A 23,533-nucleotide genomic window follows, 5' to 3' on the forward strand; every position below is an offset into this window, starting at 1 on the left:
TTTGGGAATTAACGGGTATCGGTATAATCCTATTTTTAAGTGAGAGTGTTTTTGTTAAAGCAAAAATGTGACAGCCATGAGTCAACGTGTTTTTTTTGCGCGATTAACGGCGATTATTTAGTGATATTTTGAACGGGAAACAGGCAGGACAAAGACAGTTTTTCAGTAAAGATTGCGATGCTGACGCTCCTTAACGCACAATGACTACCGGTAGCGGCTTTTGAACAGACAAACGAACCCATTAGAACACCTCTGGTCAGGTGAATAATAAGTTGGGGATGAGATGACACAACACCTGCAAAAACCGAAAATTACGAAGGTGGAAACCGTAGCCCGTTCGCGATTATTCACCATCGAATCTGTTGATCTGACATTCAGCAATGGCGCTGAACGCGTGTATGAACGCATGCGTCCTTCCGATCGCGAAGCGGTGATGATTGTACCGATCATTGATGATGAGCTGTTGTTAATTCAGGAATATGCCGTTGGGATTGAAAGCTACGAGCTGGGTTTCCCCAAGGGCCTGATTGATCCGGGTGAAGGTGTGCTTGAGGCGGCGAACCGGGAACTGATGGAAGAAGTGGGCTACGGTGCACGGCACTTTGACGTGCTGGCAAAACTGACCATGGCACCTTCTTACTTCTCCAGTCGCATGAATATCGTCATTGCTAAAGATTTGTATATGAAAAGCCTGGAAGGTGATGAGCCGGAGCCTTTGCCACAAACGCGCTGGCCGGTGTCACGCATGATGGAACTGCTGCAACATCCCGATTTTTGCGAAGCCCGCAACGTGAGTGCGTTATTTCTGGCGCATGAGTTTCTGATGCGCAATGCCCGCTGAGCCTGCGATAAAACCTCATTAAAAAAGCCGGTCATGCATTACGCAGACCGGCTTTTTGCTTTACAGCTCAGGCATCAGAACAGTTCGTGTTCCTGACCGTTATCCATGATGGTTGTTCCGACCTCATGCACAGCATGTTCTGTCGGCTGAGTCCCGTCGATAAAGTATTCCGGGCGACTGTTACCGCCGCCGTCAGAAAGCTTACCGGTACTCTTATCGATAGTGACGGTCACCACACCCGGAGGCGGAGTCTGTGGCTGTTCCGGCACTCCTTCCAGCACGGCTTTCATGTAATCATCCCAGGCTGGCTGAGCACTTTTCGCGCCGCCTTCGGCACCGGAGATTTGATCCGGGATGACACCGGAAGCCGTCGAACGGCCTAAATCACGACGGTGATCGTCAAAGCCAATCCAGACTGATGTCACCACGTCAGGGCCATATCCGGAGAACCAGGCATCTTTCGAGCTGTTGGTTGTCCCGGTTTTGCCGCCAATGTCGTGACGTTTCAGGTCGCGTCCTGCGCGCCAGCCCGTCCCCATCCAGCCCGGTTCCCCGAAGATGTTGGAGTTCAGTGCATCACTGATCAGGAATGACAGAGGAGTACTGATCACATGCGGTGCGTATTGCTGTGCGGCATCAACCTGTGGCGAGTTCGGCGGAACCTGCTCAAGTTGTGGCGTTGGCACACTGGTATTGTTATTGATGGTGGACGTAGCAACATTTTCTACGTTGTCATCCGACAGCACGGCAGATTTCTGCGTATCCCCATAAATAACCGGAATATTACAGGTACGGCAGGCGATTTTAGGTTTAGCTTCAAACTGAACCTGGCCGGATTCATCCACGATTTTGGTGATGAAATACGGGTCAACCAGATAACCGCCGTTGGTCAGTGTGGCGTAACCGCGCACCACCTGTAACGGAGTGAATGAAGCAGAACCCAATGCCAGTGATTCGGAATGAACAATGTTCGCCGCCGGGAAGCCAAAACGCTGCAGATATTCAGCCGCGTAATCCACACCCATCGCACGCATCGCACGCACCATCACCACGTTTTTAGACTCGCCCAGACCCTGACGTAAACGGATCGGACCGTAATACGTTGGCGGGGAGTTCTTCGGCCGCCAGTCGGTACCTGCACCGGCATCCCAGCGGGTGATTGGCATGTCATTCAGGATAGTCGCCAGCGTCAGGCCTTTATCCATTGCTGCGGTATACAGGAAAGGTTTGATGTTCGAACCGAGCTGACGAACCGCCTGATTGGCGCGGTTAAACTTACTCTGGTTGAAGTCAAACCCGCCGACCAGCGCTTCAATGGCACCGTCGTTTGGATTGAGTGAAACGATGGCTGAGTTGACATCAGGCACCTGCGCCAGCCACCAGTCATCCCCCACTTTACGTACCCAAACTTGCTGACCAGGGCGCACCACGTCAGTGACTTTTTTCGGTGTCGGGCCCTGAGCATTGTCATTACGGTAAGGTCGCGCCCAGCGCATGCCGCTGAATGGCAGGCTGATGACCGCGCGGTTGGACATCGTTGCCGTCGCCTGAGCGTCGTCCGTTGCGGTGATAACGGCCGGGAACAGCGGGCCATACACCGGCAGGGTTTTCAGCGACTGAACAATCTTGTCCTGATCCCACGCAGGTTCACCCACTTTCCATAACTGATTTGACGGGCCACGGTAACCGTGGCGCATATCGTAATTGAGCACGTTGGTGCGCAGGGCTTCCTGCGCGGCCAGCTGGGTTTTCTTGGTAATGGTGGTGTAAACCATGTAGCCATCGTTATAAGCGTTGTCGCCATAACGTTTCACCATCTCCTGACGCACCATTTCGGTCAGATACGGCGCAGAAAACTCGATATGTGGAGCATGATAATTCGCCACCAGCGGCTCAGCACGCGCCTGATCGTACTGGGCCTGCGTGATGTATTTCTCATCCAGCATACGCGCCAGTACGGTGTTGCGACGCGCCAGAGAACGATCGTGAGAATACAGCGGATTGAAGGTTGACGGTGCTTTTGGCAGACCGGCAATCACCGCCATTTCACTGAGCGTCAGCTGGTTGACATTTTTCCCGAAGTAAACCTGTGCAGCGGCACCCACGCCATACGCGCGATAACCGAGATAGATCTTATTCAGATACAGCTCAAGGATTTCATCTTTGGACATCATCTGCTCAATGCGGATGGCCAGAAATGCTTCCTTGATTTTACGGGTCAGCGTGCGTTCAGGACTCAGGAAGAAGTTACGGGCCAGTTGCTGAGTAATAGTACTCGCGCCCTGTGAGGCGTGGCCGGACACCAGCGCAACGGAAGCCGCACGGAAAATACCGATCGGGTCCACGCCGTGATGTTCATAGAAACGACTGTCTTCTGTCGCGATAAACGCATGCACCAGTTCCGGTGGGATCTGGTCGAGTTTCAGTGGGATACGGCGCTTTTCACCATATTGAGCGATTAAATCACCCTCGGCACTGAAAACTTGCATCGGTGTTTGCAAGCGCACGTCTTTAAGCGTGGCGACATCGGGTAGCTGTGGCTCGATATATTTATACAAACCGAAGATCGAGGCGGCTCCCAGCAAAATGCAACACACTGCAAGAATCAATAAATACTTTACGAACTTCACCTGAGATTTCCCATTAAGTGTCAATTGGGCAGTTTATAAACAACCGCGCGGTAGTATAAAGGCAAGCCAGCAACATGGATACGTTCTTTTATTTACCTGACGATATGGAGATTGGGCGAAAATGCGACTACAAGCATGGCAGGTAGGTCTGGATATTCAAGCCGGTTTTGCCCGTGCGATCGCCGTTCAGCGGCGGCGTCATGGCTGGCAATTACGTCACTGGTGGCAGCATCCTTTGCCTCCTTTCACATTGCGGGAGGGGATATTACATGAGACCGCGCCGCTGATCGCCCTTTTATCGTGCTGGCGAAAAACGCTGCCGACGTCGTTTTCATTACGAATAAGCCTTCCTGCACAACGTATTATGCAACAGCGAATGGCCGCGCCCGATGCCCGGTTGGGTGAGCCGCAGCGCAGTGCGTTTATTTTCGCTAACGCCGCGAAACAATTCCCCCTCGGCATGGAACATCTGGTGATGGACTACCGGGCTGATCCTCATGGTGATAATCAGTTGGTGGTTACAGCCGCAAGGCAGCAGGAAATTGAACAGTGGGTGCGATGCATGGCGCAGGCACGGTTGTTCCCGGATGCTATTGAACTGGCCCCTTGCGCACTTCAGATGGCGGCCTGTGCTGCTGGCGTTCCGGGTGATGCATTGCTGATTCATCCCCTTGACGATGCCTTTCTCTGGGCTTCGCCGCACAGCTTGCCGTTCCAGTTTGGCTTGCTGGATCACGCAGAGGCCATGACTGAAACCTCAATTTCTCAGAAGATCCGCACACAGTATCGCGCGGCCGCATTATGCCACGCGGAGGACTATTTCAGTGGCGAATCGCCATCTGCGGTAATGCAATGCTGGTCGCCATTAAGCGCAATCGCGCAATTGTCCGCGCCTTTGCCTGCGAATCCCGGTGCATTTGCGCCCGCCGTCGGGCTGGCTATTCGTCAGGCGGATTACTGATGCTCCAGGTCAATTTATTACCGTGGCGAAAGCTGCGCCGTCAAAAGCGGATGCGTTGCTGGCTGAAGATTTTCGTTTCGTTTCCGGTCTCTGTGGTGGTCTGTGCCTGGCTTCTGGCCGCTTTCATTGTGCAGGAGCGGACGTTATTGCAGGTGAAGCTGTCAGCGCTAAATTCAGGCATTCAAAAGATTATGCTTCAGCAGCGTCGTGTGGAGGCCGCATCAGCACAGGTAAAGGTTCTGACTGAAGCACGTCTTTTGAGCCACCAGCGTGTGCAGCGGAGCCGGGACTATCTGCAATTATTGGAGCTGCTGGCGTTAAAGATGCCCGAAGAACTGTGGCTGACTGAGCTGACAGAACATCAGGGAATGCTGACGTTAAAAGGCGAGGGGCGGTTGTACCACGACATTCTGGCATTGAGCGACATGCTGTCGGCAGGAGACTTGCTCAGCAAGGTCAGTCTTTCTGATGTACAGCAACAGCCCAACCAGAATCTGAGCTTCGTGATGAAAACGCAGTTTCGCGCTGAAAGGCCACTGCCTGCGCCGGAAGTACCGCAATGACAGGTTTTCTATCAGAGCGTATTGAACCGCTGATGGAAAAACCCGGCTGGCAGCGGGTATTCATTCTGACCGCATGTTTAGTGATGATGGTTTTAACGCTGTATCAGTTCGGATTGCGCGGATTATGGCAGCAACAGGAAACCCTGAAACGGGAGATTGACATCGCACAACAGACCCTTTCCCTGGCTCAGGTGACGCTAATGCGCATGATTCCACTGGAAAGACTGGAGCAGGAACTGGCCGGTAATGCGACATCACTGCGCAAAAGCCTGCCTCTGGAGCAAGCGTTTTCCCGGCCACTGAAAGACTCTCAGGCGGTGCTGATTCGCTGGCAACCCGTTTCGCAACCGAAACAAGAACCGCAGGGTGAATTGCAATTGCAGGTGACTTTTACCGAACTGATGCATTTTCTTCATGCGCTGTTGCAACGTCCCGAACAGCCTGCGTTTAGCGAGCTGAATCTGCATACCACCGGTAGTGGTGGGATGAACGCATCAGTGTTACTGACACAAACTGCGCCAGCGGCGGAGTTTGTTAGCGGTGTCGTCGCGTCGAAAGCCGTGCGTGATCCGTTTAATGTGCCACAGACACCCGACTGTGCTGGTATTTCTCCATTATCTGAATGGCTGTTAAGCGGGATTTCAGATGTCGGAGGGCAACGTTATGGCTGGCTGCTTTCTCCGCAGGGGCGCTGGAATAAAGTCGAAACAGGTTCACTCGTTGGGATGCCGCAATGGACGGTTGAAGTGCTCAGCAGTGTGCAGGTTGAACTTAGCCTCAGTGACGCACGTTGCGGCTTACAGCGTCAGATTATCAGGCTGGGTAAAGGTAATGATTCTCCAGGGAAAGGAAAATAATGAAATACGTAAATAAACGGATTGTGCTGTTTTTGCTGTGTTTATGTCTTAGCCCGGTGAAAGCCGGTACGTCACCGCTGATTTCGCTGGAGTTTCAGTCCTCGCCGGTCGGTTTGGTATTGCAGGCGCTGGCGGATGCCCGGCATCTGAATCTGGTCACCGCACCGGGTTTGGACGGGCAGATGAGTGTGAAACTCAAAGATGTGCCGTGGCAGCAGGCGCTCGACATCATTCTGCAAATGAACCATCTCACCAGTCAGTTGCAGGGCAACGTTTTATTGGTGTCGCCTGAAGAAGACCCGCAGGTTGTACAACAGCGGATAAAAGATGCCGCCGATCAGCAGGCGCTGCAAAGCCCGCTGATCAGCCTCACCGTCCCTTTGCAATATGCGGATGCGAAAGAGACGGCGCTTAGCCTGAACGCTCAGAAAGGATCGCTGTTGTCGCAAAAAGGCAATGCTTCTGCAGATACCCGCACCAATACGCTATTGTTACGTGACACGCAGGCGGCGCTGGATGTGGTGGCACCGTGGGTAAAGGAGATGGATTTACCCCTCCAGCAGGTCCAGCTGGCGGCGCATATCGTCACCATGAACAGCGAAAGCCTGCGCGAACTTGGAGTGCGCTGGGGATTTACCGGGGAGGAACCCATTACAAAAGCGGTGCGCATGAACAATTTCAGTATGGGAATGCCGGTCGAAAATCCGATATTTACTGCCGGCTTCAATCTTGCTCACATCAGCGGGCGGATCCTTGATCTCGAACTGACGGCGCTTGAGCAGGAAGATAAGGTCGATATTATTGCCAGCCCGCGGCTGCTGACGGCGCATATGCAGACTGCCAGTATTAAACAGGGAACGGAAATCCCGTATCAGGTTTCCAGCGGGGCGAGTGGCAGCACGTCGATCGAATTCAAAGAAGCAGTGCTGGGAATGGAAGTCATGCCGAAAATTCAGCGTGACGGGCGTATTCAACTGGCGTTGCAGATTAGCCAGAACATGCCGGGGCGAAGTATCAAACAGTCCGAAGGCGAGGCGCTGGCGATCGATAAGCAGGAAATAAAAACCCAGGTGACGGTAAAAAACGGGGAAACGATCGTACTCGGCGGGATATTCCAGCGTAAAAACCAAAAAACGGATACGAAAGTCCCTGTCCTGGGTGACATTCCGGTGGTCGGTTCTTTGTTTAAACACCAATACACCAATGAACAGCGGCGTGAGTTGGTGATTTTCATCACTCCGACCTTAATCCTCACCCGTTAAATGGGTATTCTTACCCCTTGTAAATGACTTAATATCGTTGAGCGCATGCAACTTTTTGTGTTGCAAGAGGCTTCTGAGTTTGACGCTGCCGTCGATTTAGCTTACAAGGGTTACCGAATTGAGCACCGTGATCTTTTTATTACGACAGACACGCCGATAAAAACGTACGGTTTCCCTCCTGCGGCGTGCAAAGTGATTTATTCGGTTGCCAAACTACCAAGAGTGTTGAGATAATTTTTTTCTGATCTCGCACTATATCGCTCATGAGGTTTCAGTTTAGGTCCCGCCGCTAATTTGATTGGCGGGGCGGGTTATCATCAACGAATTGTCTTAGTAATACCGAAAAACATGGCAGAGAAACGCAATATCTTTCTGGTTGGGCCTATGGGTGCCGGCAAAAGCACTATTGGTCGACAGTTAGCTCAGCAACTCAATATGGAGTTTTTCGACTCCGATCACGAAATTGAGCGACGTACCGGAGCTGATGTGGGCTGGGTATTTGATTTGGAAGGCGAAGACGGATTCCGCGACCGCGAAGAAAAAGTGATCAACGAACTGACCGAAAAACAAGGCATTGTTCTGGCGACAGGTGGCGGTTCCGTGAAATCACGTGAAACCCGTAACCGTTTGTCAGCGCGTGGCGTTGTCGTCTATCTTGAAACTACCATCGAAAAACAACTGGCGCGTACACAACGCGACAAAAAACGTCCATTATTACAAGTGAGTGCTCCGCCGCGTGAAGTGCTTGAAGCACTGGCGAGAGAGCGCAATCCTTTGTATGAAGAGATTGCCGACGTCACTATTCGTACCGATGATCAAAGTGCCAAAGTCGTTGCTAACCAGATTATCAATATGCTGGAAAGTAACTGATTATTGGTGTCCATCATTGCCTGAGGGTGTCAGTTAAAGAAGGTCACAGAGCACGACATGGAGAGGATTACCGTAACGTTAGGGGAGCGTAGCTACCCCATTACGATTGCTGCCGGATTGTTCCACGATCCGGCTTCTTTTATGCCGGTAAAGGCAGGCGATCAGGTCATGATAGTGACCAATGAAACCCTTGCCCCTCTCTATCTGGATGCAATTCGTTCAGTGCTGGAGCAGGCAGGCGTTCGTGTTGATCAGGTCATTTTGCCTGATGGTGAACAATACAAATCCCTGACTGTTCTGAATGACGTGTTCTCCGCGCTACTCGAAAAGCCGCACGGACGTGATACGACTTTGATCGCTCTTGGTGGTGGCGTAGTCGGTGATTTAACCGGCTTCGCTGCAGCCAGTTATCAGCGCGGTGTACGCTTTGTTCAGGTGCCAACCACGCTGCTTTCTCAGGTTGATTCCTCCGTTGGCGGTAAAACAGCGGTAAACCATCCGCTCGGAAAAAACATGATCGGCGCTTTTTATCAGCCTGCGTCGGTGGTGGTTGATCTCGACTGTCTGCGAACTCTGCCTGCCCGCGAAATGTCATCGGGTCTTGCGGAAGTTATCAAATACGGCATTATTTTGGATGCTGATTTCTTTGTGTGGCTTGAAGACAACATGGACGCTTTACTGGCGCTGGATATGAATGCGCTGGCGTATTGCATCCGTCGTTGCTGCGAGCTGAAAGCCGAGGTTGTGGCTGCCGATGAACGTGAAAACGGACTGCGCGCCTTGCTGAATCTGGGCCATACTTACGGCCATGCTATTGAAGCAGAAATGGGTTACGGTAACTGGTTACATGGCGAAGCTGTGGCAGCTGGAATGGTGATGGCTTGTTATACGGCCCATCGCCTGGGGCAGTTCAGTCTGGGTGATATCGCCCGGGTGAAAGCCCTGCTGACCCGCGCAGGTTTGCCTGTGACGGGCCCCGAAGTTATGGACGCGCAGTCTTATCTGCCGCACATGATGCGTGATAAGAAAGTACTGGCTGGCGAGCTGCGTCTGGTTTTACCGAAAGCAATTGGTCAGTCTGAAGTACGCTCCGGCGTATCGCATGAAATGGTGCTGGCTTCGATTGAAGATTGCCGTTAAGACTGTGGCCATAATGATGGCCAGATAACGACCGATTTTACGTTTGCCAGCAAAGCTTTATATTTTTAGTCAGGATAGTTGCTCCGCGTAAAGCCTCTTGAGGCTTTTGCCGGGTTGGAGGTTTTAGATGGATGATTTAACACCGGAAGACGATCTCAAACCAGACACCAGCGATCGCCGCCCACCGCGCGCGCGCAAACCGTCTCCTTCCATTCCAAAAGTCGCTGTATCCCGTCAGTACGTGATGATCGGCATCGGGATTGTGGTGCTGGTATTGCTGATTGTCGGTATCGGCTCAGCCATGAAGTCACCTTCCTCCAGCCAGCCTGCTCAGCAGACCAATGGTCCGAAAGACATCAGTCTCTCAGGTAACGATGCTGCGGCACCTGCTCAACCTTCTGCTCAGGCTCAGGCTAATACGGCGCAAGCCGTAGACGGTCAACAGCCAGCTGATGGCCAGCAACCGAAGAGTATCGGTTTACCGCCAGTTTCCCCGACACCAACCGAAGCCGAGCCTGTTCCCAATAATGGTCAGGCGAAAGAACGTGTCGATTTGCCGGGTGATATGAGCGATGCGCTTTCTTCCCAGCAAAATCAGGTCGATGGCGTGGCACAAGGCAGTATGGCACCTGCGGCTCAGTCACTGACTTCTTTGCCGACCGCACCAGCGACCGTCAACGGTTCAGCTCATACTCAGGCGCCGGCAGGTTCTCAGCCGTCAGCCACCCATGTACGTCCGGCACAGTCTTCGCGTAATGCGCAGCCTGCTCATACCTCGAAACAGGCTGAGCATAAGACATCAGCAACGGCGTCGCATACCGCGAAAACGCCGGCAACCAAATCCTCCGCGTCACCTGCTCCGGTTGCCTCTGCACCGGCAACAGCTTCTGGCAGCACATCTGCCATTAAGTCTGCGCCAGGTACGCACTTTACCCTGCAACTGAGCGGCGCTTCTCAGTCCAATACACTGAATGCGTTTGCAAAACAGCAGGGCCTGAAAAATTATCTGGTTTATCAGACCGCCCGCGACGGGAAGCCGTGGTTTGTACTGGTGAGTGGTAACTACGCTTCTTCTGCAGAAGCCAAACGTGCTATTTCCAGCTTGCCTGCGGAAGTTCAGGCGAAAAAACCGTGGGTCAAGCCTGTACATCAGGTACAGCAAGACCTGAAAAAATGAAACTGATCTCAACGCGATTTGCTGTCTAAAAACAGGATACAATCCGCGGCTGTGAATTGTATATAAGTAGCTAACTGACGGCATGAAGAAGAACCGCGCGTTTTTGAAGTGGGCTGGCGGCAAATACCCGCTGATTGATGACATCAAACGTCATCTTCCTGTGGGAGATTGTCTGATTGAGCCTTTTGTTGGCGCGGGCTCCGTATTTTTGAATACCGAGTATGACGCTTATATTCTGGCGGACATCAATAGCGACCTGATCAATCTCTACAACATTGTGAAGACACGCACTGAAGAATTCGTGCGTGATGCTCACGTGCTTTTTACGCCAGAGTTTAACGAATCAGATTGTTTTTACGGCCTGAGGGCTGAGTTTAATGCCAGCAGCGATACTTATCGTCGCTCGGTACTTTTCCTCTATCTTAACCGCCATTGTTACAACGGCCTGTGTCGTTATAATCTCAGTGGCGCGTTTAATGTGCCTTTCGGGCGTTATAAAAAGCCTTATTTTCCTGAAGAAGAACTCTACTGGTTTGCTGAAAAAGCGAAGAATGCAGTATTCGTGTGTGAGCATTATCAGGACACGTTGCTGAAAGCGCAGTCTGGCTCGGTGGTTTATTGTGATCCGCCTTATGCCCCGCTTTCTGCGACAGCAAATTTTACGGCGTACCACACCAACAGTTTTAGTATGGATGATCAGCGTAATCTGGCTCGTCTGGCGTATCAGCTTTCCAATGAGAACGATGTGCCGGTGCTGATTTCCAACCACGAAACACCACTTACGCTGGAATGGTATGCACAGGCGAAACAGCTGCACCGCGTGTCAGCGCGCCGCACTATCAGCAGTAAAGTTGCCCAGCGCAGCATGGTGAATGAACTTTTAGCGCTATATCGCTGATTACCGGCCAAGCGGTGATCATCGGATAAACCTATCGTTTGGAGAAGCGGATGAAACAGTTTTTGATTGCACCGTCCATTCTGTCTGCTGACTTTGCCCGTTTGGGCGAAGACACAGCGAAAGCTCTGGAAGCGGGCGGAGACGTGGTCCATTTTGATGTGATGGATAACCACTACGTCCCCAATCTGACGATGGGGCCAGCCATTCTTAAATCGCTGCGTAATTACGGCATTACCGCGCCGATCGATGTTCACCTGATGGTCAAACCGGTTGATCGTCTGATCCCGGATTTTGCCGAAGCCGGTGCCTCTTACATTACTTTCCATCCCGAAGCGTCCGAGCATGTCGACCGCTCACTGCAGCTGATTAAAAGCCATGGCTGTAAAGCCGGTCTGGTGTTTAACCCGGCAACCTCCCTGAGCTACCTCGAATACGTGATGGATAAACTCGACGTGATCCTGCTGATGTCGGTGAATCCTGGCTTCGGCGGGCAGTCGTTTATTCCAGGCACACTGGATAAACTGCGTCAGGTTCGCAAGATTATTGATGCCAGCGGTTATGACATTCGTCTGGAAGTAGACGGTGGTGTGAAAGCCGAAAATATCGGCGAAATCGCCGCTGCCGGTGCAGATATGTTTGTCGCCGGTTCCGCTATCTTCAATCAGCCGGATTACCGCACGGTGATTGACCATATGCGCAGTGAACTGGCTAAGGTCTCCCATGGCTGACATCCTCGCCGCCCGCGGTTTAGGTTTTGACCTCGACGGTACGCTGGTCGACAGCGCGCCGGGGCTCTCTGAAGCCATGGATATGGCGCTGCGTGATTTCAATTTACCTGTCGCAGGCGTTGAGCGTCTCAGTACCTGGATTGGCAATGGTGCTGACGTGATGGTTCAACGCGCCGTTCGCTGGGCCGAAGGCGATTTGTCGCCAGAGTTTCTGCAGAAAGTGCGCGATAAATTCGATCACTACTATGCCGATACTGCCGCAGGTGGCAGCCGTTTATACCCGCAAGTCAAAGAGACGCTGGCTGCACTGGCCGCTACCGGGCTGCCAATGGGGCTGGTGACCAACAAACCCACGCCTTTCATCGCGCCTTTGTTGCAATCGTTGGGTATCGACAGCTATTTCACGGTCGTGATTGGCGGCGACGATGTTGTGGCGAAAAAACCGCATCCGGCACCGGTCTACATGACCCTGGCACTGCTCGGATTGCGCGCCAGTGAAATGGTTTTTGTCGGTGATTCTCGCAATGATATTCATGCTGCGCAGGCCGCTGGTTGTCCGTGTGTGGGCATGACTTACGGCTATAACTACGGTGAAACTATCGCGCTGACCAAACCCGATCGCGTACTGGATAATTTCGCCGACCTTTTGCCCACTTTAGGGCTGTTATCTTTAAAAGATCAGGAAGCATAAAATGAGTAAACCCATCGTATTTAGTGGCGCACAGCCCTCAGGCGAATTGACCATTGGCAACTACATGGGTGCGCTGCGTCAATGGGTCAAAATGCAGGACGATTACGAATGCATTTACTGCATCGTCGATTTGCACGCGATCACCGTGCGTCAGGATGCGGAAAAGCTGCGCAAAGCGACGCTGGACACCCTGGCACTGTATCTGGCGGTCGGCATTGATCCGAAGAAAAGTACCATCTTCGTGCAGTCTCATGTTCCTGAACATAGTCAGCTAAGCTGGGCGCTGAATTGCTACACCTATTTCGGTGAGCTGGGTCGTATGACGCAGTTTAAAGACAAATCAGCGCGCTATGAAACCTCCAACAGCGAAAGCATCACCGCTGGCCTGTTTGATTATCCGGTGCTGATGGCGGCGGATATTCTGCTGTACCAGACCAATCAGGTGCCGGTTGGTGAAGACCAGAAACAACATCTGGAACTGAGCCGCGATATCGCCGCACGTTTCAACGCGCTTTATGGCGATGTGTTTACCGTGCCGGAGCCGTTCATTCCGAAATCCGGTGCACGCGTGATGTCATTGCAGGAACCGACCAAGAAGATGTCAAAGTCGGATGACAACCGTAAAAACGTGATTGGCCTGCTGGAAGATCCGAAAGCGGTGACCAAAAAAATTAAAAGCGCGATGACGGATTCTGAAGAGCCGCCTGTCATCCGTTACGATATTAAAAACAAACCAGGCGTTTCTAACCTGCTGGATATCCTTTCTGGTGTGACGGGCAAAGCCATTCCTGAGCTGGAAGCTGAATTTGAAGGCCAGATGTATGGTCATCTGAAAGGTGCCGTTGCTGAAGCGGTTTCAGGCATGCTCACTGAAGTGCAGGAACGTTTTAACCGTTTCCGCAGTGACGAAGCTTATCTGCAACAGGTCATGAAAGAAGGGGCTGAGAAAGCCCGTGCCCGTGCCAGCGTGACGCTGAAGAAGGCCTACGAAGCTATTGGCTTCGTCAGCTACGAATAAGTCAAGCCCGGCACTCCATCAAAAAGCCACGTCTTTTAAGACGTGGCTTTTTACTTTCAGGATTTCACGAGCCGGTGTTGAAGTTATAGGTAAAGGTCGCGTTATAGCGCCAGTCGCGGGACGAACTGTCGAGCGGCACATCGCCAATCGGTCTGGCGGCTTCCACGGATAATGAATAGTGACGGTTATCGCCAAACATCACGCCAATGGCGTAAGACGACAGATTTTGTTTGGGCAGCCCCGGCTGGTTAAATCCGGTATGTGCGGCATCTACCACGGCGTAAGGCTGAATGGTTTTCAGCCACACTCCCTGTTCCAGTGTATGGATATAACGCATTTCCACTTGTCCGCCGACACCGTAATCCCCCTGGGCATCACTGTCCGGATAACCGCGCCCGTAATGCAGGGCACCGAAATTCACCCGCTCCGGTTCAGGTAAATCATTATCCGACCAGTCACCTTCCACGGATGAACTTAACCGCCATTTTTTATCGAACAGATAGGCCGCATCGCCGTTAAATTTCCAGCGGGTAAACGTCAGATCTGCATTGGGTGTGGAGTTCGTCGCCCCCAGACCGTCGATCCCCTGACGGACATTGAAGGTGGTATTCCAGTAAGCCTGATCATATTCCCGGTAGCCGGTCAGTGACAATTCTGCGGCCGGATAGCGGATCCGCTGGCTGACCTGCGGCAGGTCAATCTGCCGATTGCCCAGCCTTGCCCGCAAATCGTATTGGTATTTTTTATCGAGATAATCCAGACCGCCGCTGACCGTCCATTGTTTTTTCCGCGTCAGCTGCAACGGATAGCTGAATACCACGCCGCCGTTATATTGTGTCTGGGTGTTTTGCGCCCCGACGTCGATGCCGTTGGGCAGCAGTAATATGCTGTTGTAATCCTTATCTTTCTGCTGGTAATAACTGCCTTTCAGCTGCATCAGCAACCCGTCGTCGCCAAGATATTGCTGATAGTTCAGACCGGCGTAGGTCTTACGGGTATCGCTTTCCAGCGGGATTAAGGTCGCAATGCCGAACTGCTCGCCGTAGGTGCTCAGGCCGCTTAGCGTGGCGTTAACCACGGCAGAACTGTCACCTTTGCGGGTATCGACCGCTGTCGCAATATTCCAGTTCCGCTGGCGTACCGCGTCGACATTCAGCGTGGTCGCGCCGTAAATGTTGTTCGGATTATTGGCCGAGGCGCTGACTTTGGTATCCGGCGTGCGTCCCATCAGAAGGGTGTACCGTTCAAAGGCATCCTGCGTCAGCGGCTTCTCCGCCATGATGTGCTGCGATAATTTACTCAGCCAACGGCCCACCTGCTGATTGTCGCTGCGGATTTGCGTACCGGAAATGTATCCCTCCACCAGACCGATGCTGAGCACGCCCTCTTTAAAGTTATCGGCCGGAATATAGGCGTAAGAGAGAATAAAACCGTCGCGGTGATAGCGTTGGGTGATCGTGTCGGTGGCCGCCAGTAATGCCGAAAGCGGCACCTGTTTGCCGATAAAGGGGGCGAAGGGCGCGGCCAGTGAATCCAGCGGATACTGAGTGCCGCCGACAAACTGAATGTGTCTGACGTCAATCAGGGTCTGGGGTGTCAGGCTGGGAGGAGACTTTTGTGCGGGTAAGGCGATATTTTGCGTTTTGGCCGGAGGCTGGGAAATCGGCTGCGCCAGTTTGGCCGGGTTATTCGGGTCGATCAGGGGAGGAAACATATCTGCCGAGCTGTAGCCAATGGCAGAACCCAGTAAAGCCACTATGCAGGATTTTATTCTCATAAACATTCCTTTGAACGCACAGGGAAAAGTTACCACTCAGAGATGCCAGCCCGCTCTCCGCCAGAACCGGAGAGCGGGCTTTTTCTACCAACGCTCATTAACAGATTTACGGCGTGGTTTTGACTTTCAGACCCAGGCCGCCGGTCAGTCCTCCCACTGTGGTGCCTACCCCGGCCAGTAAACCGCCGGATTGCGTGACGGATGCGCCAGCGCCCGCCGAAATGCCGCCGGAATTGCTGGCGGTAGAGGTGGTCGTGCTGCTGGCAGGAACCAGAATGGTCCCGGTTTTAGACACGGCCTGTCCGGTGCCGGTGACCACCTGTCCGAGACCAGCCAGCGCCGGTGTGGTGGTTGCCAGTTGCGTCCCTGCGCCGCTGACGGTAGTGCCCACCTGATTCAGCAAGCCATTAACCGGTGCGCCCAGCCCTGTTGCGCCGCCGACGGCTTGTGTGGTGCCCTGAACTTTGGCGACAACGGGCGTCACGATACCGGTGGTCGCCGTGGTGACTTTAGAAAGCTCACCGGTTTGCACGTTTGTCGCTAATCCGTTACCCGTTGTGGTGACCACTTTCCCGACGTTATTGACCAGCCCGCCTGCTGCGGATGTCACGCCGCTGACCGGTGTTCCTGTGGTATTGGCAGCCAGCGAAGTCCCCAGCCCTGACACGCCGGTGCCCAAATCCGCCACGGCAATGGGGACGCCGGCGACGGTGGTGCCGACGGCGTTCGGATTGGTGCCGAGTTGTCCCAGCCCGTTTTTCACGCCGCTGCCCACGTCAGTCACCGCTTTACCGGTACTGTCGATGATGGTCACGACGCCAGTCCCGGCGACCGGAATATTACTGATCGGTGTCTGGGTGGCGATGCTGCTGACCTGCGTACCCAGACCACTGACCGCGGTGCCTGCGCTGCTCAGGATCGTCGCGCTGGCAAGCGTGGTTGACGGTGTTGTCCCTGTTCCGCCGCCAGTCCCGGTTCCTCCACCGCTACCGGTGCCTGCCCCGGTACCCGATCCTGTGCCGCTTCCATTCCCGGCGGTGGAGGTTCCGTCACCGCCCGTTGAAGTCCCGGTCCCTGAACCTGTGCCATCGCCGGTGGTTGCTGATCCGGTAGTGGATGTTTTTGCCGTATGAGAAGAACCGCCGCCGCCGCTGCCGCTACAGGCAGCCAGTGACAGGGCGACTAAGATTGCCAGGGCAATCTTGTTAACATGACCAACATGAATGGTATGGCGCATGATTTGACCCTCCACGGGAGATTACGCCACAGTTGGCGTAATTAAAGTTTAAGTTGAAGATTCTGAATATTCCATTTGAGTGCAGTGATTATTTTGAATTTTGACTGATTCAGGTGAGATAACAGGAATTATGTTCTGTTATAAGATTTATCTTATAAGTGCGGGGAGAGAAGTGAATCTGAATTCACTTCTCTGAATTGATTAATAAAATAAATGGAGTTTTTTTGAACAGAAGGGCATCACAGACAGGTGTCGCTGGCAAACCAGTTGAGTTTCTGACGTAAGCTCACCACGCTGCCGACAATAATCAGACTGGGGCTTTGCACCTTTTTCGCCAGATTTTCGAGCTCTGTGAGCTTCCCTGTCACCACTCGTTGTTGCTGGCTGGTGCCGTTTTCTACCAGTGCGACAGGCGTTTCTGCTGCCAGACCATTCTCCAGCAACCGGCGCTGGATCTCTCCGGCCTGCGTAAGCCCCATATAAAACACCAGTGTTTGCTGAGTTTGCGCCATGCAGGCCCAGTCTAAAACTCCATCCTGCTTCGCATGGCCGGTGATCAGCCGCACGCTTTGCGCGTGGTCGCGGTGGGTCAGCGGAATACCGCTGTAAGCGGAACAACCGGAGGCCGCCGTGATGCCAGGTACCACGGAGAACGCGATGCCTGCGGCTTTCAGTGCTTCCAGTTCTTCGCCGCCACGACCAAAGATAAACGGATCGCCCCCTTTGAGACGGACAACGCGTTTGCCCATCTGCGCCTGTTCCAGCAGGATTTCATTGATGCGCTCCTGCGGCACACAATGGTGTCCGGCACGTTTGCCCACGAAAATCCGCTCCGCGTCGCGACGTGCCAGATTCAGCACGCTGTCAGAAACCAGCCGGTCGTAAACCACCACGTCGGCCAGTTGCATCTGTTGCAAGCCTTTGAGCGTCAGTAATCCGGCATCCCCCGGTCCGGCGCCGACCAGAATCACTTCGCCATGTTTGTCCACAGGTTCGCGGAATAACTCTTCAAGATATTCGTGGCTTTGCGCGTTGTCATTGTTCGCCAGCGACTGCGCCAGGCGATGATGATTAAACAGTTTTTCCCACCAGCGACGGCGCTCAGAAGCATCAGGAAAATGTGTTTTGACCCTCGCCCGCAATCCGCCCGCGACCTGTGCCAGTTTGCCCAGATGCTGCGGCAGAATGGATTCCAGACGTTCGCGCAGCAAACGCGCGAGTACCGGCGCATTACCGCCGGAAGACACCGCGATCATCAGCGGAGAACGGTCAATGATCGACGGCATGATCACGCTGGCACTTTCCGGCGCATCGACCACGTTGCAGAACACGCGGCGGTGATCTGCGGCTTCGCTGACTTCCTGATTCACCAGATCGGAATCGGTCGCAGCGATCACCAGCCATTTTTCATCCACCAGCAGCGGTGAGAATTCACCGCGTAACAGGCGGACTTTGCCTTCATCTGCCCAGATCTGAAATTGCGGCGTAAAGGTGAGGGCGTTCACCGTTAGTTTTGCGCCAGCTTCCAGCAGCAAACGCGCTTTACGCTCTGCAACATCACCGGCACCGACCAGTAAGCAGGCTCTGTTTTTTAACTGACAAAAAAGGGGCAGGTAATCCATAGATAATATTCTCTGAGGCGGCGTTCTTTGAAATAGCGTTCTTTGGAATGAATAATAACGCCGCCCGGAGGCGGCGTGGAAGGCGCGGAGTTTAGCCGATTTCAGCCCGAAGCCTGGCGGTGTTGATTTCCACATTTCCGTTCTGTACGCGGACCTCGTAAGCCGGAATCGAATACTGCTCGTCTTCCATGCAGACACCGTCGGTCAGGCGGAAATGCTGTTTTTTCAGCGGACTGGCTACCCAAAGCTCGCCCTGATGTTCAGCGATAATCCCGCGTGACAGCACGCTGGCCTGTGCGAAAGGGTCGATGTTCGACAGCGCAAAAATCTGCTCATCAGCATAAGGACGAAACAGCGCGACCTGCTGATCGCCTGCCAGTGCGCAAACACCGCAGGCAGGCAGGATCTGGTCGACAGAACAAAGCGTTAACCATTGGCTCATAATACTTCCTCCCCGTCGGCGATTTGTCTTACCGGGATACGTTCGTCAGGACGCGCCGGACGATGCTGCTGACGCTCACCGACGAACTGCACGTTCGGGTCACGCTGGCTGCTGTTGATAAAGTGACTGAAGCGGGTTTGCGCCGCCGGATCGTTCAGCGTTTCCTGCCATTCACAAACCGCTGAGTCGCGCAGGCGTGTCAGTTCGGCTTCAAGCTGGTCGTTAAGTCCCAGTTTGTTATCGATGATGACTTTACGCAGGTAGTCGATACCGCCTTCGAGATTGTCCATCCAGACCGAGGTACGTTGCAGTTTATCGGCAGTGCGGATGTAGAACATCATGAAACGGTCGAGATAACGCAGCAGGGTGTCGTTATCCAGATCGGCGGCCAGTAAATCACCGTGCCGTGGTTTCATGCCGCCGTTGCCGCAGACATACAGGTTCCAGCCGTTTTCCGTCGCGATAATCCCGACATCTTTGCCCTGTGCTTCCGAGCATTCACGGGTACAACCGGACACGCCAAATTTCATTTTGTGGGGCGTGCGGATGCCTTTGTAGCGGTTTTCCAGGCTGATGCCGAAACCGAGGCTGTCGCCCACGCCGTAACGGCACCAGGTGCTGCCGACGCAGGTTTTTGCCATACGCAGGGCTTTGGCATAGGCCTGACCGGTTTCGAAGCCGGCGTTAATCAGTTTCTGCCAGATGGCGGGTAAATCGTCCTTTTGCGCGCCGAACATGCCGATACGCTGCGAGCCGGTAATTTTGGTGTAGAGATTATATTCAGCTGCGATTTCACCAATTGCCTGCAAGCCTTGCGGTGTGATTTCACCGCCCGGCGAGCGCGGTATAACGGAATAGGTACCGTCTTTTTGCATGTTAGCAAGGAACACATCGTTGGTATCCTGCAATGGCGTGTGCTGCGGTTTCAGCACGTAATCGTTCCAGCAGGAAGCCAGCAGCGATCCGACGGTCGGTTTACAGACTTCACAACCGTAGCCTTTGCCGTATTTATTCAGCAAATCGTCGAATGAGCGGATACCTTCCACGCGGATCAGGTGATAAAGCTCCTGGCGCGAATAGGCGAAGTGTTCGCACAGATGATGGTTAACTTCGATGCCTTGTTTGCTGAGTTCAGCATTTAGCACCTGCGTTACCAGCGGGATACAGCCGCCGCAACCGGTACCGGCTTTGGTCGCCGATTTCAGTGCTGCCACAGTGTGACAACCGCCCTGAACCGCTTTGATGATATCGCCTTTGGTGACGTCAAAACACGAACAGATTTGCGCGCTTTCCGGCAGGGCATCGGTGCCAATCACCGCGCCACCGCTGCCTGCGTGAGCGGGCAGGATCAGCGCATCGGGATTTTCCGGCAGTGGAATACTGTTCAGCACCAGTTGCAGCAGATTGCCGTAATCGCTGGTATCACCGACCAGCACGGCACCGAGCAGCGTTTTATTGTCTTCGCTGACCACCAGGCGTTTGTACAACGCTTTGGTTTCATCCAGATAAACGTAGCTGCGTGCGCCCGGCGTGCGGGCATGCGCGTCGCCGATACCGGCCACATCCACGCCTAACAGTTTCAGTTTGGCGCTCATGTCTGCGCCGGTGAAGGCGTTATCGCGACCGAGTAAATGATCAGCGGTGACCTGCGCCATTTTGTAGCCCGGTGCCACCAGACCGAAAGTACGCTGATTCCACGAAGCACATTCGCCGATGGCGTACACATCCGGGTCACTGGTCTGGCACTGGTCGTTAATCACAATGCCACCGCGCGGAGCGATCTCTAAATCACACTGGCGCGCCAGTTTGTCCTGCGGACGGATACCGGTGGAGAATACGATGAAATCGACTTCAAGGAAGGTGCCGTCGGCGAACTCCATCGTTTTACGGGCAGACGTGCCGCCCTGAACAATCTGTTGAGTATTTTTGGCGGTGTGGACGCGTACGCCCATGCTTTCGATTTTCTGGCGTAGCTGGCTGCCGCCCTGCGTATCGAGTTGTTCCGCCATCAGGCCGGGGGCGAATTCTACCACGTGGGTTTCAACCCCGAGGTTTTTCAATGCACCGGCGGCTTCGAGGCCGAGTAAACCGCCGCCGACCACGGCACCGCGTTTGCTACGACGGGCGCAGGATTCGATGGCATGTAAGTCTTCAATGGTGCGGTAAACGAAGCAATCCTGACTGTCAGAACCCGCGATCGGCGGCACCCACGGGTAGGAGCCGGTGGCGATAATCAGTTTGTCGTAATACACCGTGCGGCCGCTGCTGGAATGAATGACTTTTTCACTGCGGTTGAGCGTAATCGCCCGTTCGCCAATCAGCACATTGACGTTATGTTTTTCGTAGAATCCTTCGCGAACCAGCGACAGTTCTTCGGCAGTATGATGTGAAAAATAAGAGGAAAGATGGACGCGGTCATAGGCCACGCGCGGCTCTTCACAAAATACCGTGATATCGAACTGGCCCGGTTCTGCTTTATCCAGTAAATCTTCGATAAAGCGATGGCCGACCATGCCGTTGCCAATAATCGCGATTCTGACTTTGCTCATAATTGCCTCAATATTGATTTTCTGAGGCTAAACATAACCCGCGCGTAACAGGGGGTATTGATGCAAATCAAGCCAGTTCCAATATACTCCTTAGGGGGTATTTGACTGATTTTATTGGGTTTTTGCGTAACCTTTCGATTTATAAACACTTTCAGGCTATTGTTCTAAGATTGGCTTTAACATCACCGACAACGCAGTCTTACTAAAAATGATGAGGTAACGCGTGACGAAAACTCTTTTGCGTACCGTGAAAAATGTACGGTTGCCTGACCGGGAAGGGTTGTGGCAGATAGATATCGAAGGCGGCGTGATACGCCAGATTGTCCCTCAATGGGATAATGCCGACTATGGCGAGCATATCCTGGATGCTGAAGGGGGGTTGGCAATCCCTCCTTTTATCGAGCCGCACATTCATCTCGATACCACTCAAACCGCCGGTCAGCCAGCATGGAATCAGTCCGGTACGTTATTTGAAGGCATTGAACGCTGGGCAGAACGCAAGGCGCTGTTGTCGCATGAAGACGTCAAACAGCGCGCCTGGCAGACGCTGAAGTGGCAGATAGCCAACGGCATCCAGCATGTGCGCACCCATGTGGATGTGTCTGATCCGACGCTGACGGCACTCAAAGCCATGCTGGAAGTGAAAGCTGAAGTCGCGCCGTGGGTCACGCTGCAAATTGTGGCGTTTCCGCAGGAAGGCATCATGTCGTACCCGAACGGCGAAGCCTTGCTGGAAGAGGCGCTGAAGCTGGGCGCTGACGTCGTCGGTGCGATTCCCCATTTCGAGTTCACCCGCGAATACGGTGTGGAATCGCTGCATAAAACCTTCGAACTGGCGAAAAAATACGACAAGCTGATCGACGTCCATTGCGATGAAATTGACGATGAGCAGTCGCGTTTTGTCGAAACTGTGGCCGCGCTGGCCTTGCGTGAAAATATGGGCGCGCGCGTTACCGCCAGCCATACCACCGCGATGCATTCCTATAATGGCGCGTACACTTCGCGTTTATTCCGCTTGCTGAAAATGTCAGGTATCAACTTTGTCGCCAATCCGCTGGTCAATATCCACCTGCAGGGACGGTTTGACACCTATCCGAAACGCCGCGGTATTACGCGTGTGAAAGAAATGCTGGAGGCGGGGATCAACGTCTGTTTCGGCCATGATGATGTGTTTGACCCGTGGTATCCGCTCGGCACCGCCAATATGTTGCAGGTACTGCACATGGGGCTGCATGTCTGTCAGCTGATGGGATATCAGCAAATTAATGACGGGCTGAAGCTCATCACCACCTACAGCGCCCGCACGATGAATCTGCAAGGTTACGGTCTGGAAAGTGGCTATGCTGCCAGCCTGGTGATCCTGCCTGCACAAAATGGTTTCGACGCGGTGCGCCGCCAGACACCGGTACAATATTCTCTGCGCGAGGGCGTACTGATCGCGCAAACACAGCTGGCAAAAACCCTCATCCATCTTGATGAAGATCACGCTGTGGATTTCAACAGCTAAGGCAGTGAAAAATATGATGTAATATTCTGAAATAATTGGAATATTTATTCCCAAGCGTAAATAAAGGTAAAGGTCTGGCGCTAAGCGTAAAGCCTCTTTAGAATCAGTGGGATCTGTTGTTTGTATTCTGAAGAAAGGAACCGTCATGTTTAAACGTACTTTAGTGGCCCTGACTGCGCTGCTATCCCTGACTGCAATGGAGCCTGTTCTTGCGGCCGCCCAAACCCATGTCATGCTGACCACTTCAGCAGGGAATATCGAATTGGAACTCGACAGTGCGAAGGCACCGGTTTCTGTGAAGAATTTCGTTGATTACGCTCAGAGCGGCTATTACAACAACACCATTTTCCATCGCGTGATCCCGGGCTTCATGGTGCAGGGTGGCGGTTTTACGGCTGACATGCAGCAAAAAGCGCCCAAAGAGCCGATCAAGAACGAAGCGGACAATGGCCTGCGTAACCTGCGCGGCACCATCGCCATGGCGCGTACTGCCGATAAAGACAGCGCGACCAGCCAGTTCTTCATCAACGTGGCAGATAACGCCTTCCTCGATCACGGTCAGCGTGATTTCGGCTATGCCGTATTCGGTAAAGTCATTAAAGGGATGGATGTGGTAGACAAAATGTCTCAGGTCAAAACGGATAATGTCGGGCCTTACCAGAACGTGCCGACGACGCCGATTGTGATCCTGTCTGCGAAAGTGCTGCCTTAATTTTTCAGCCCTTCCTCCAGAATACTGTTTTTCTAAGCCTCCGGTTCCGGG

At 53.3% G+C, this 23,533-nt stretch carries 20 protein-coding genes; 14 read left to right on the forward strand and 6 right to left on the reverse strand.

Annotation, left to right across the window (positions count from 1 at the left end):
- Positions 1–283 precede the first annotated feature (283 nt).
- A complete protein-coding gene (nudE, locus tag AACU55_RS02180; RefSeq protein WP_013573609.1) occupies positions 284–841 on the forward strand; it encodes an ADP compounds hydrolase NudE in 558 nt (185 codons plus the stop codon).
- 74 nt (positions 842–915) lie between these two features.
- Here the strand turns inward: nudE and mrcA are convergent, their stop codons facing one another.
- Positions 916–3,471 (reverse strand): peptidoglycan glycosyltransferase/peptidoglycan DD-transpeptidase MrcA, encoded by a 2,556-nt coding sequence (gene mrcA / locus AACU55_RS02185; protein ID WP_013573610.1) that lies wholly within the window; start codon positions 3,469–3,471, stop codon positions 916–918.
- Positions 3,472–3,592: 121 nt separating this feature from the next.
- Here mrcA and pilM point away from each other — a divergent pair, with 121 nt between their 5' ends.
- From pilM to trpS, 11 genes are all read left to right on the forward strand, one after another.
- Positions 3,593–4,432, forward strand: coding sequence for a pilus assembly protein PilM (gene pilM, locus AACU55_RS02190; protein ID WP_013573611.1), 840 nt, complete (start codon positions 3,593–3,595; stop codon positions 4,430–4,432).
- The gene (locus AACU55_RS02195) at positions 4,432–4,995 is read left to right on the forward strand and encodes a PilN domain-containing protein (RefSeq protein WP_013573612.1); all 564 of its coding nucleotides are present in this window, start codon (positions 4,432–4,434) and stop codon (positions 4,993–4,995) included. The genes pilM and AACU55_RS02195 overlap by 1 nt, the downstream gene beginning before the upstream one ends.
- On the forward strand, positions 4,992–5,852 hold the full coding sequence (locus AACU55_RS02200; protein WP_134706571.1) for a pilus assembly protein PilO: 861 nt from the start codon (positions 4,992–4,994) through the stop codon (positions 5,850–5,852). Before AACU55_RS02195 ends, AACU55_RS02200 begins: the two co-directional genes overlap by 4 nt.
- Positions 5,852–7,114: a DNA uptake porin HofQ gene (hofQ, locus tag AACU55_RS02205; RefSeq protein WP_134706572.1), complete on the forward strand. Its 1,263-nt coding sequence runs from the start codon at positions 5,852–5,854 to the stop codon at positions 7,112–7,114. Before AACU55_RS02200 ends, hofQ begins: the two co-directional genes overlap by 1 nt.
- Positions 7,115–7,462: 348 nt before the next feature.
- A complete protein-coding gene (aroK, locus tag AACU55_RS02210; protein WP_014333540.1) occupies positions 7,463–7,984 on the forward strand; it encodes a shikimate kinase AroK in 522 nt (173 codons plus the stop codon).
- Positions 7,985–8,041: 57 nt separating this feature from the next.
- A complete protein-coding gene (gene aroB, locus AACU55_RS02215) occupies positions 8,042–9,124 on the forward strand; it encodes a 3-dehydroquinate synthase (RefSeq protein WP_013573616.1) in 1,083 nt (360 codons plus the stop codon).
- A 127-nt stretch (positions 9,125–9,251) separates the two neighbouring features.
- The gene (locus tag AACU55_RS02220) at positions 9,252–10,301 is read left to right on the forward strand and encodes an SPOR domain-containing protein (protein ID WP_112151928.1); all 1,050 of its coding nucleotides are present in this window, start codon (positions 9,252–9,254) and stop codon (positions 10,299–10,301) included.
- Between the two features lie 82 nt (positions 10,302–10,383).
- Entirely contained in the window at positions 10,384–11,199 is an 816-nt protein-coding gene (gene dam, locus AACU55_RS02225; protein WP_037033658.1) for an adenine-specific DNA-methyltransferase, read from the forward strand.
- Positions 11,200–11,249: 50 nt separating this feature from the next.
- The gene (gene rpe, locus AACU55_RS02230; protein WP_134706573.1) at positions 11,250–11,927 is read left to right on the forward strand and encodes a ribulose-phosphate 3-epimerase; all 678 of its coding nucleotides are present in this window, start codon (positions 11,250–11,252) and stop codon (positions 11,925–11,927) included.
- On the forward strand, positions 11,920–12,618 hold the full coding sequence (locus tag AACU55_RS02235) for a phosphoglycolate phosphatase (RefSeq protein WP_134706574.1): 699 nt from the start codon (positions 11,920–11,922) through the stop codon (positions 12,616–12,618). Before rpe ends, AACU55_RS02235 begins: the two co-directional genes overlap by 8 nt.
- Position 12,619: 1 nt before the next feature.
- The gene (gene trpS, locus AACU55_RS02240; RefSeq protein ID WP_037033655.1) at positions 12,620–13,636 is read left to right on the forward strand and encodes a tryptophan--tRNA ligase; all 1,017 of its coding nucleotides are present in this window, start codon (positions 12,620–12,622) and stop codon (positions 13,634–13,636) included.
- Positions 13,637–13,700: 64 nt separating this feature from the next.
- Here the strand turns inward: trpS and AACU55_RS02245 are convergent, their stop codons facing one another.
- The 5 genes from AACU55_RS02245 to nirB all read right to left on the reverse strand — a co-directional run bounded on the left by AACU55_RS02245 (position 13,701) and on the right by nirB (position 21,263).
- Positions 13,701–15,413 carry a ShlB/FhaC/HecB family hemolysin secretion/activation protein gene (locus tag AACU55_RS02245; protein WP_134706575.1) on the reverse strand — a complete coding sequence of 571 codons (1,713 nt, stop codon included), beginning with the start codon at positions 15,411–15,413 and terminating at the stop codon, positions 13,701–13,703.
- A 106-nt stretch (positions 15,414–15,519) separates the two neighbouring features.
- On the reverse strand, positions 15,520–16,650 hold the full coding sequence (locus tag AACU55_RS02250; protein WP_037033653.1) for a collagen-like triple helix repeat-containing protein: 1,131 nt from the start codon (positions 16,648–16,650) through the stop codon (positions 15,520–15,522).
- 239 nt (positions 16,651–16,889) lie between these two features.
- Positions 16,890–18,272, reverse strand: a complete 1,383-nt coding sequence (gene cysG, locus AACU55_RS02255) for a siroheme synthase CysG (RefSeq protein ID WP_134706576.1) — start codon at positions 18,270–18,272, stop codon at positions 16,890–16,892.
- A 91-nt stretch (positions 18,273–18,363) separates the two neighbouring features.
- Entirely contained in the window at positions 18,364–18,714 is a 351-nt protein-coding gene (gene nirD / locus AACU55_RS02260; RefSeq protein WP_112198416.1) for a nitrite reductase small subunit NirD, read from the reverse strand.
- Positions 18,711–21,263 carry a nitrite reductase large subunit NirB gene (nirB, locus tag AACU55_RS02265; RefSeq protein WP_013573624.1) on the reverse strand — a complete coding sequence of 851 codons (2,553 nt, stop codon included), beginning with the start codon at positions 21,261–21,263 and terminating at the stop codon, positions 18,711–18,713. The genes nirD and nirB overlap by 4 nt, the downstream gene beginning before the upstream one ends.
- Before the next feature lie 223 nt (positions 21,264–21,486).
- Between nirB and AACU55_RS02270 the strand changes: the two genes are divergently transcribed.
- Together AACU55_RS02270 and ppiA are read left to right on the forward strand one after the other, a co-directional pair.
- The gene (locus tag AACU55_RS02270; RefSeq protein ID WP_134706577.1) at positions 21,487–22,770 is read left to right on the forward strand and encodes a cytosine deaminase; all 1,284 of its coding nucleotides are present in this window, start codon (positions 21,487–21,489) and stop codon (positions 22,768–22,770) included.
- Positions 22,771–22,915: 145 nt separating this feature from the next.
- Positions 22,916–23,482, forward strand: a complete 567-nt coding sequence (gene ppiA / locus AACU55_RS02275; protein WP_013573626.1) for a peptidylprolyl isomerase A — start codon at positions 22,916–22,918, stop codon at positions 23,480–23,482.
- Positions 23,483–23,533: the final 51 nt, after the last annotated feature.

It is taken from the genome of Rahnella sp. CJA17(1/100) (assembly GCF_963881615.1).
Taxonomy (GTDB): domain Bacteria; phylum Pseudomonadota; class Gammaproteobacteria; order Enterobacterales; family Enterobacteriaceae; genus Rahnella; species Rahnella aceris.

Coding starts and splice junctions, on each gene's coding strand:
- nudE (WP_013573609.1), top strand. CDS start 284: ATGACACAACACCTGCAAAAACCGAAAATTACGAAGGTGGAAACCGTA.
- pilM (WP_013573611.1), top strand. CDS start 3,593: ATGCGACTACAAGCATGGCAGGTAGGTCTGGATATTCAAGCCGGTTTT.
- AACU55_RS02195 (WP_013573612.1), top strand. CDS start 4,432: ATGCTCCAGGTCAATTTATTACCGTGGCGAAAGCTGCGCCGTCAAAAG.
- AACU55_RS02200 (WP_134706571.1), top strand. CDS start 4,992: ATGACAGGTTTTCTATCAGAGCGTATTGAACCGCTGATGGAAAAACCC.
- hofQ (WP_134706572.1), top strand. CDS start 5,852: ATGAAATACGTAAATAAACGGATTGTGCTGTTTTTGCTGTGTTTATGT.
- aroK (WP_014333540.1), top strand. CDS start 7,463: ATGGCAGAGAAACGCAATATCTTTCTGGTTGGGCCTATGGGTGCCGGC.
- aroB (WP_013573616.1), top strand. CDS start 8,042: ATGGAGAGGATTACCGTAACGTTAGGGGAGCGTAGCTACCCCATTACG.
- AACU55_RS02220 (WP_112151928.1), top strand. CDS start 9,252: ATGGATGATTTAACACCGGAAGACGATCTCAAACCAGACACCAGCGAT.
- dam (WP_037033658.1), top strand. CDS start 10,384: ATGAAGAAGAACCGCGCGTTTTTGAAGTGGGCTGGCGGCAAATACCCG.
- rpe (WP_134706573.1), top strand. CDS start 11,250: ATGAAACAGTTTTTGATTGCACCGTCCATTCTGTCTGCTGACTTTGCC.
- AACU55_RS02235 (WP_134706574.1), top strand. CDS start 11,920: ATGGCTGACATCCTCGCCGCCCGCGGTTTAGGTTTTGACCTCGACGGT.
- trpS (WP_037033655.1), top strand. CDS start 12,620: ATGAGTAAACCCATCGTATTTAGTGGCGCACAGCCCTCAGGCGAATTG.
- AACU55_RS02245 (WP_134706575.1), bottom strand. CDS start 15,413: ATGAGAATAAAATCCTGCATAGTGGCTTTACTGGGTTCTGCCATTGGC.
- AACU55_RS02250 (WP_037033653.1), bottom strand. CDS start 16,650: ATGCGCCATACCATTCATGTTGGTCATGTTAACAAGATTGCCCTGGCA.
- cysG (WP_134706576.1), bottom strand. CDS start 18,272: ATGGATTACCTGCCCCTTTTTTGTCAGTTAAAAAACAGAGCCTGCTTA.
- nirD (WP_112198416.1), bottom strand. CDS start 18,714: ATGAGCCAATGGTTAACGCTTTGTTCTGTCGACCAGATCCTGCCTGCC.
- nirB (WP_013573624.1), bottom strand. CDS start 21,263: ATGAGCAAAGTCAGAATCGCGATTATTGGCAACGGCATGGTCGGCCAT.
- ppiA (WP_013573626.1), top strand. CDS start 22,916: ATGTTTAAACGTACTTTAGTGGCCCTGACTGCGCTGCTATCCCTGACT.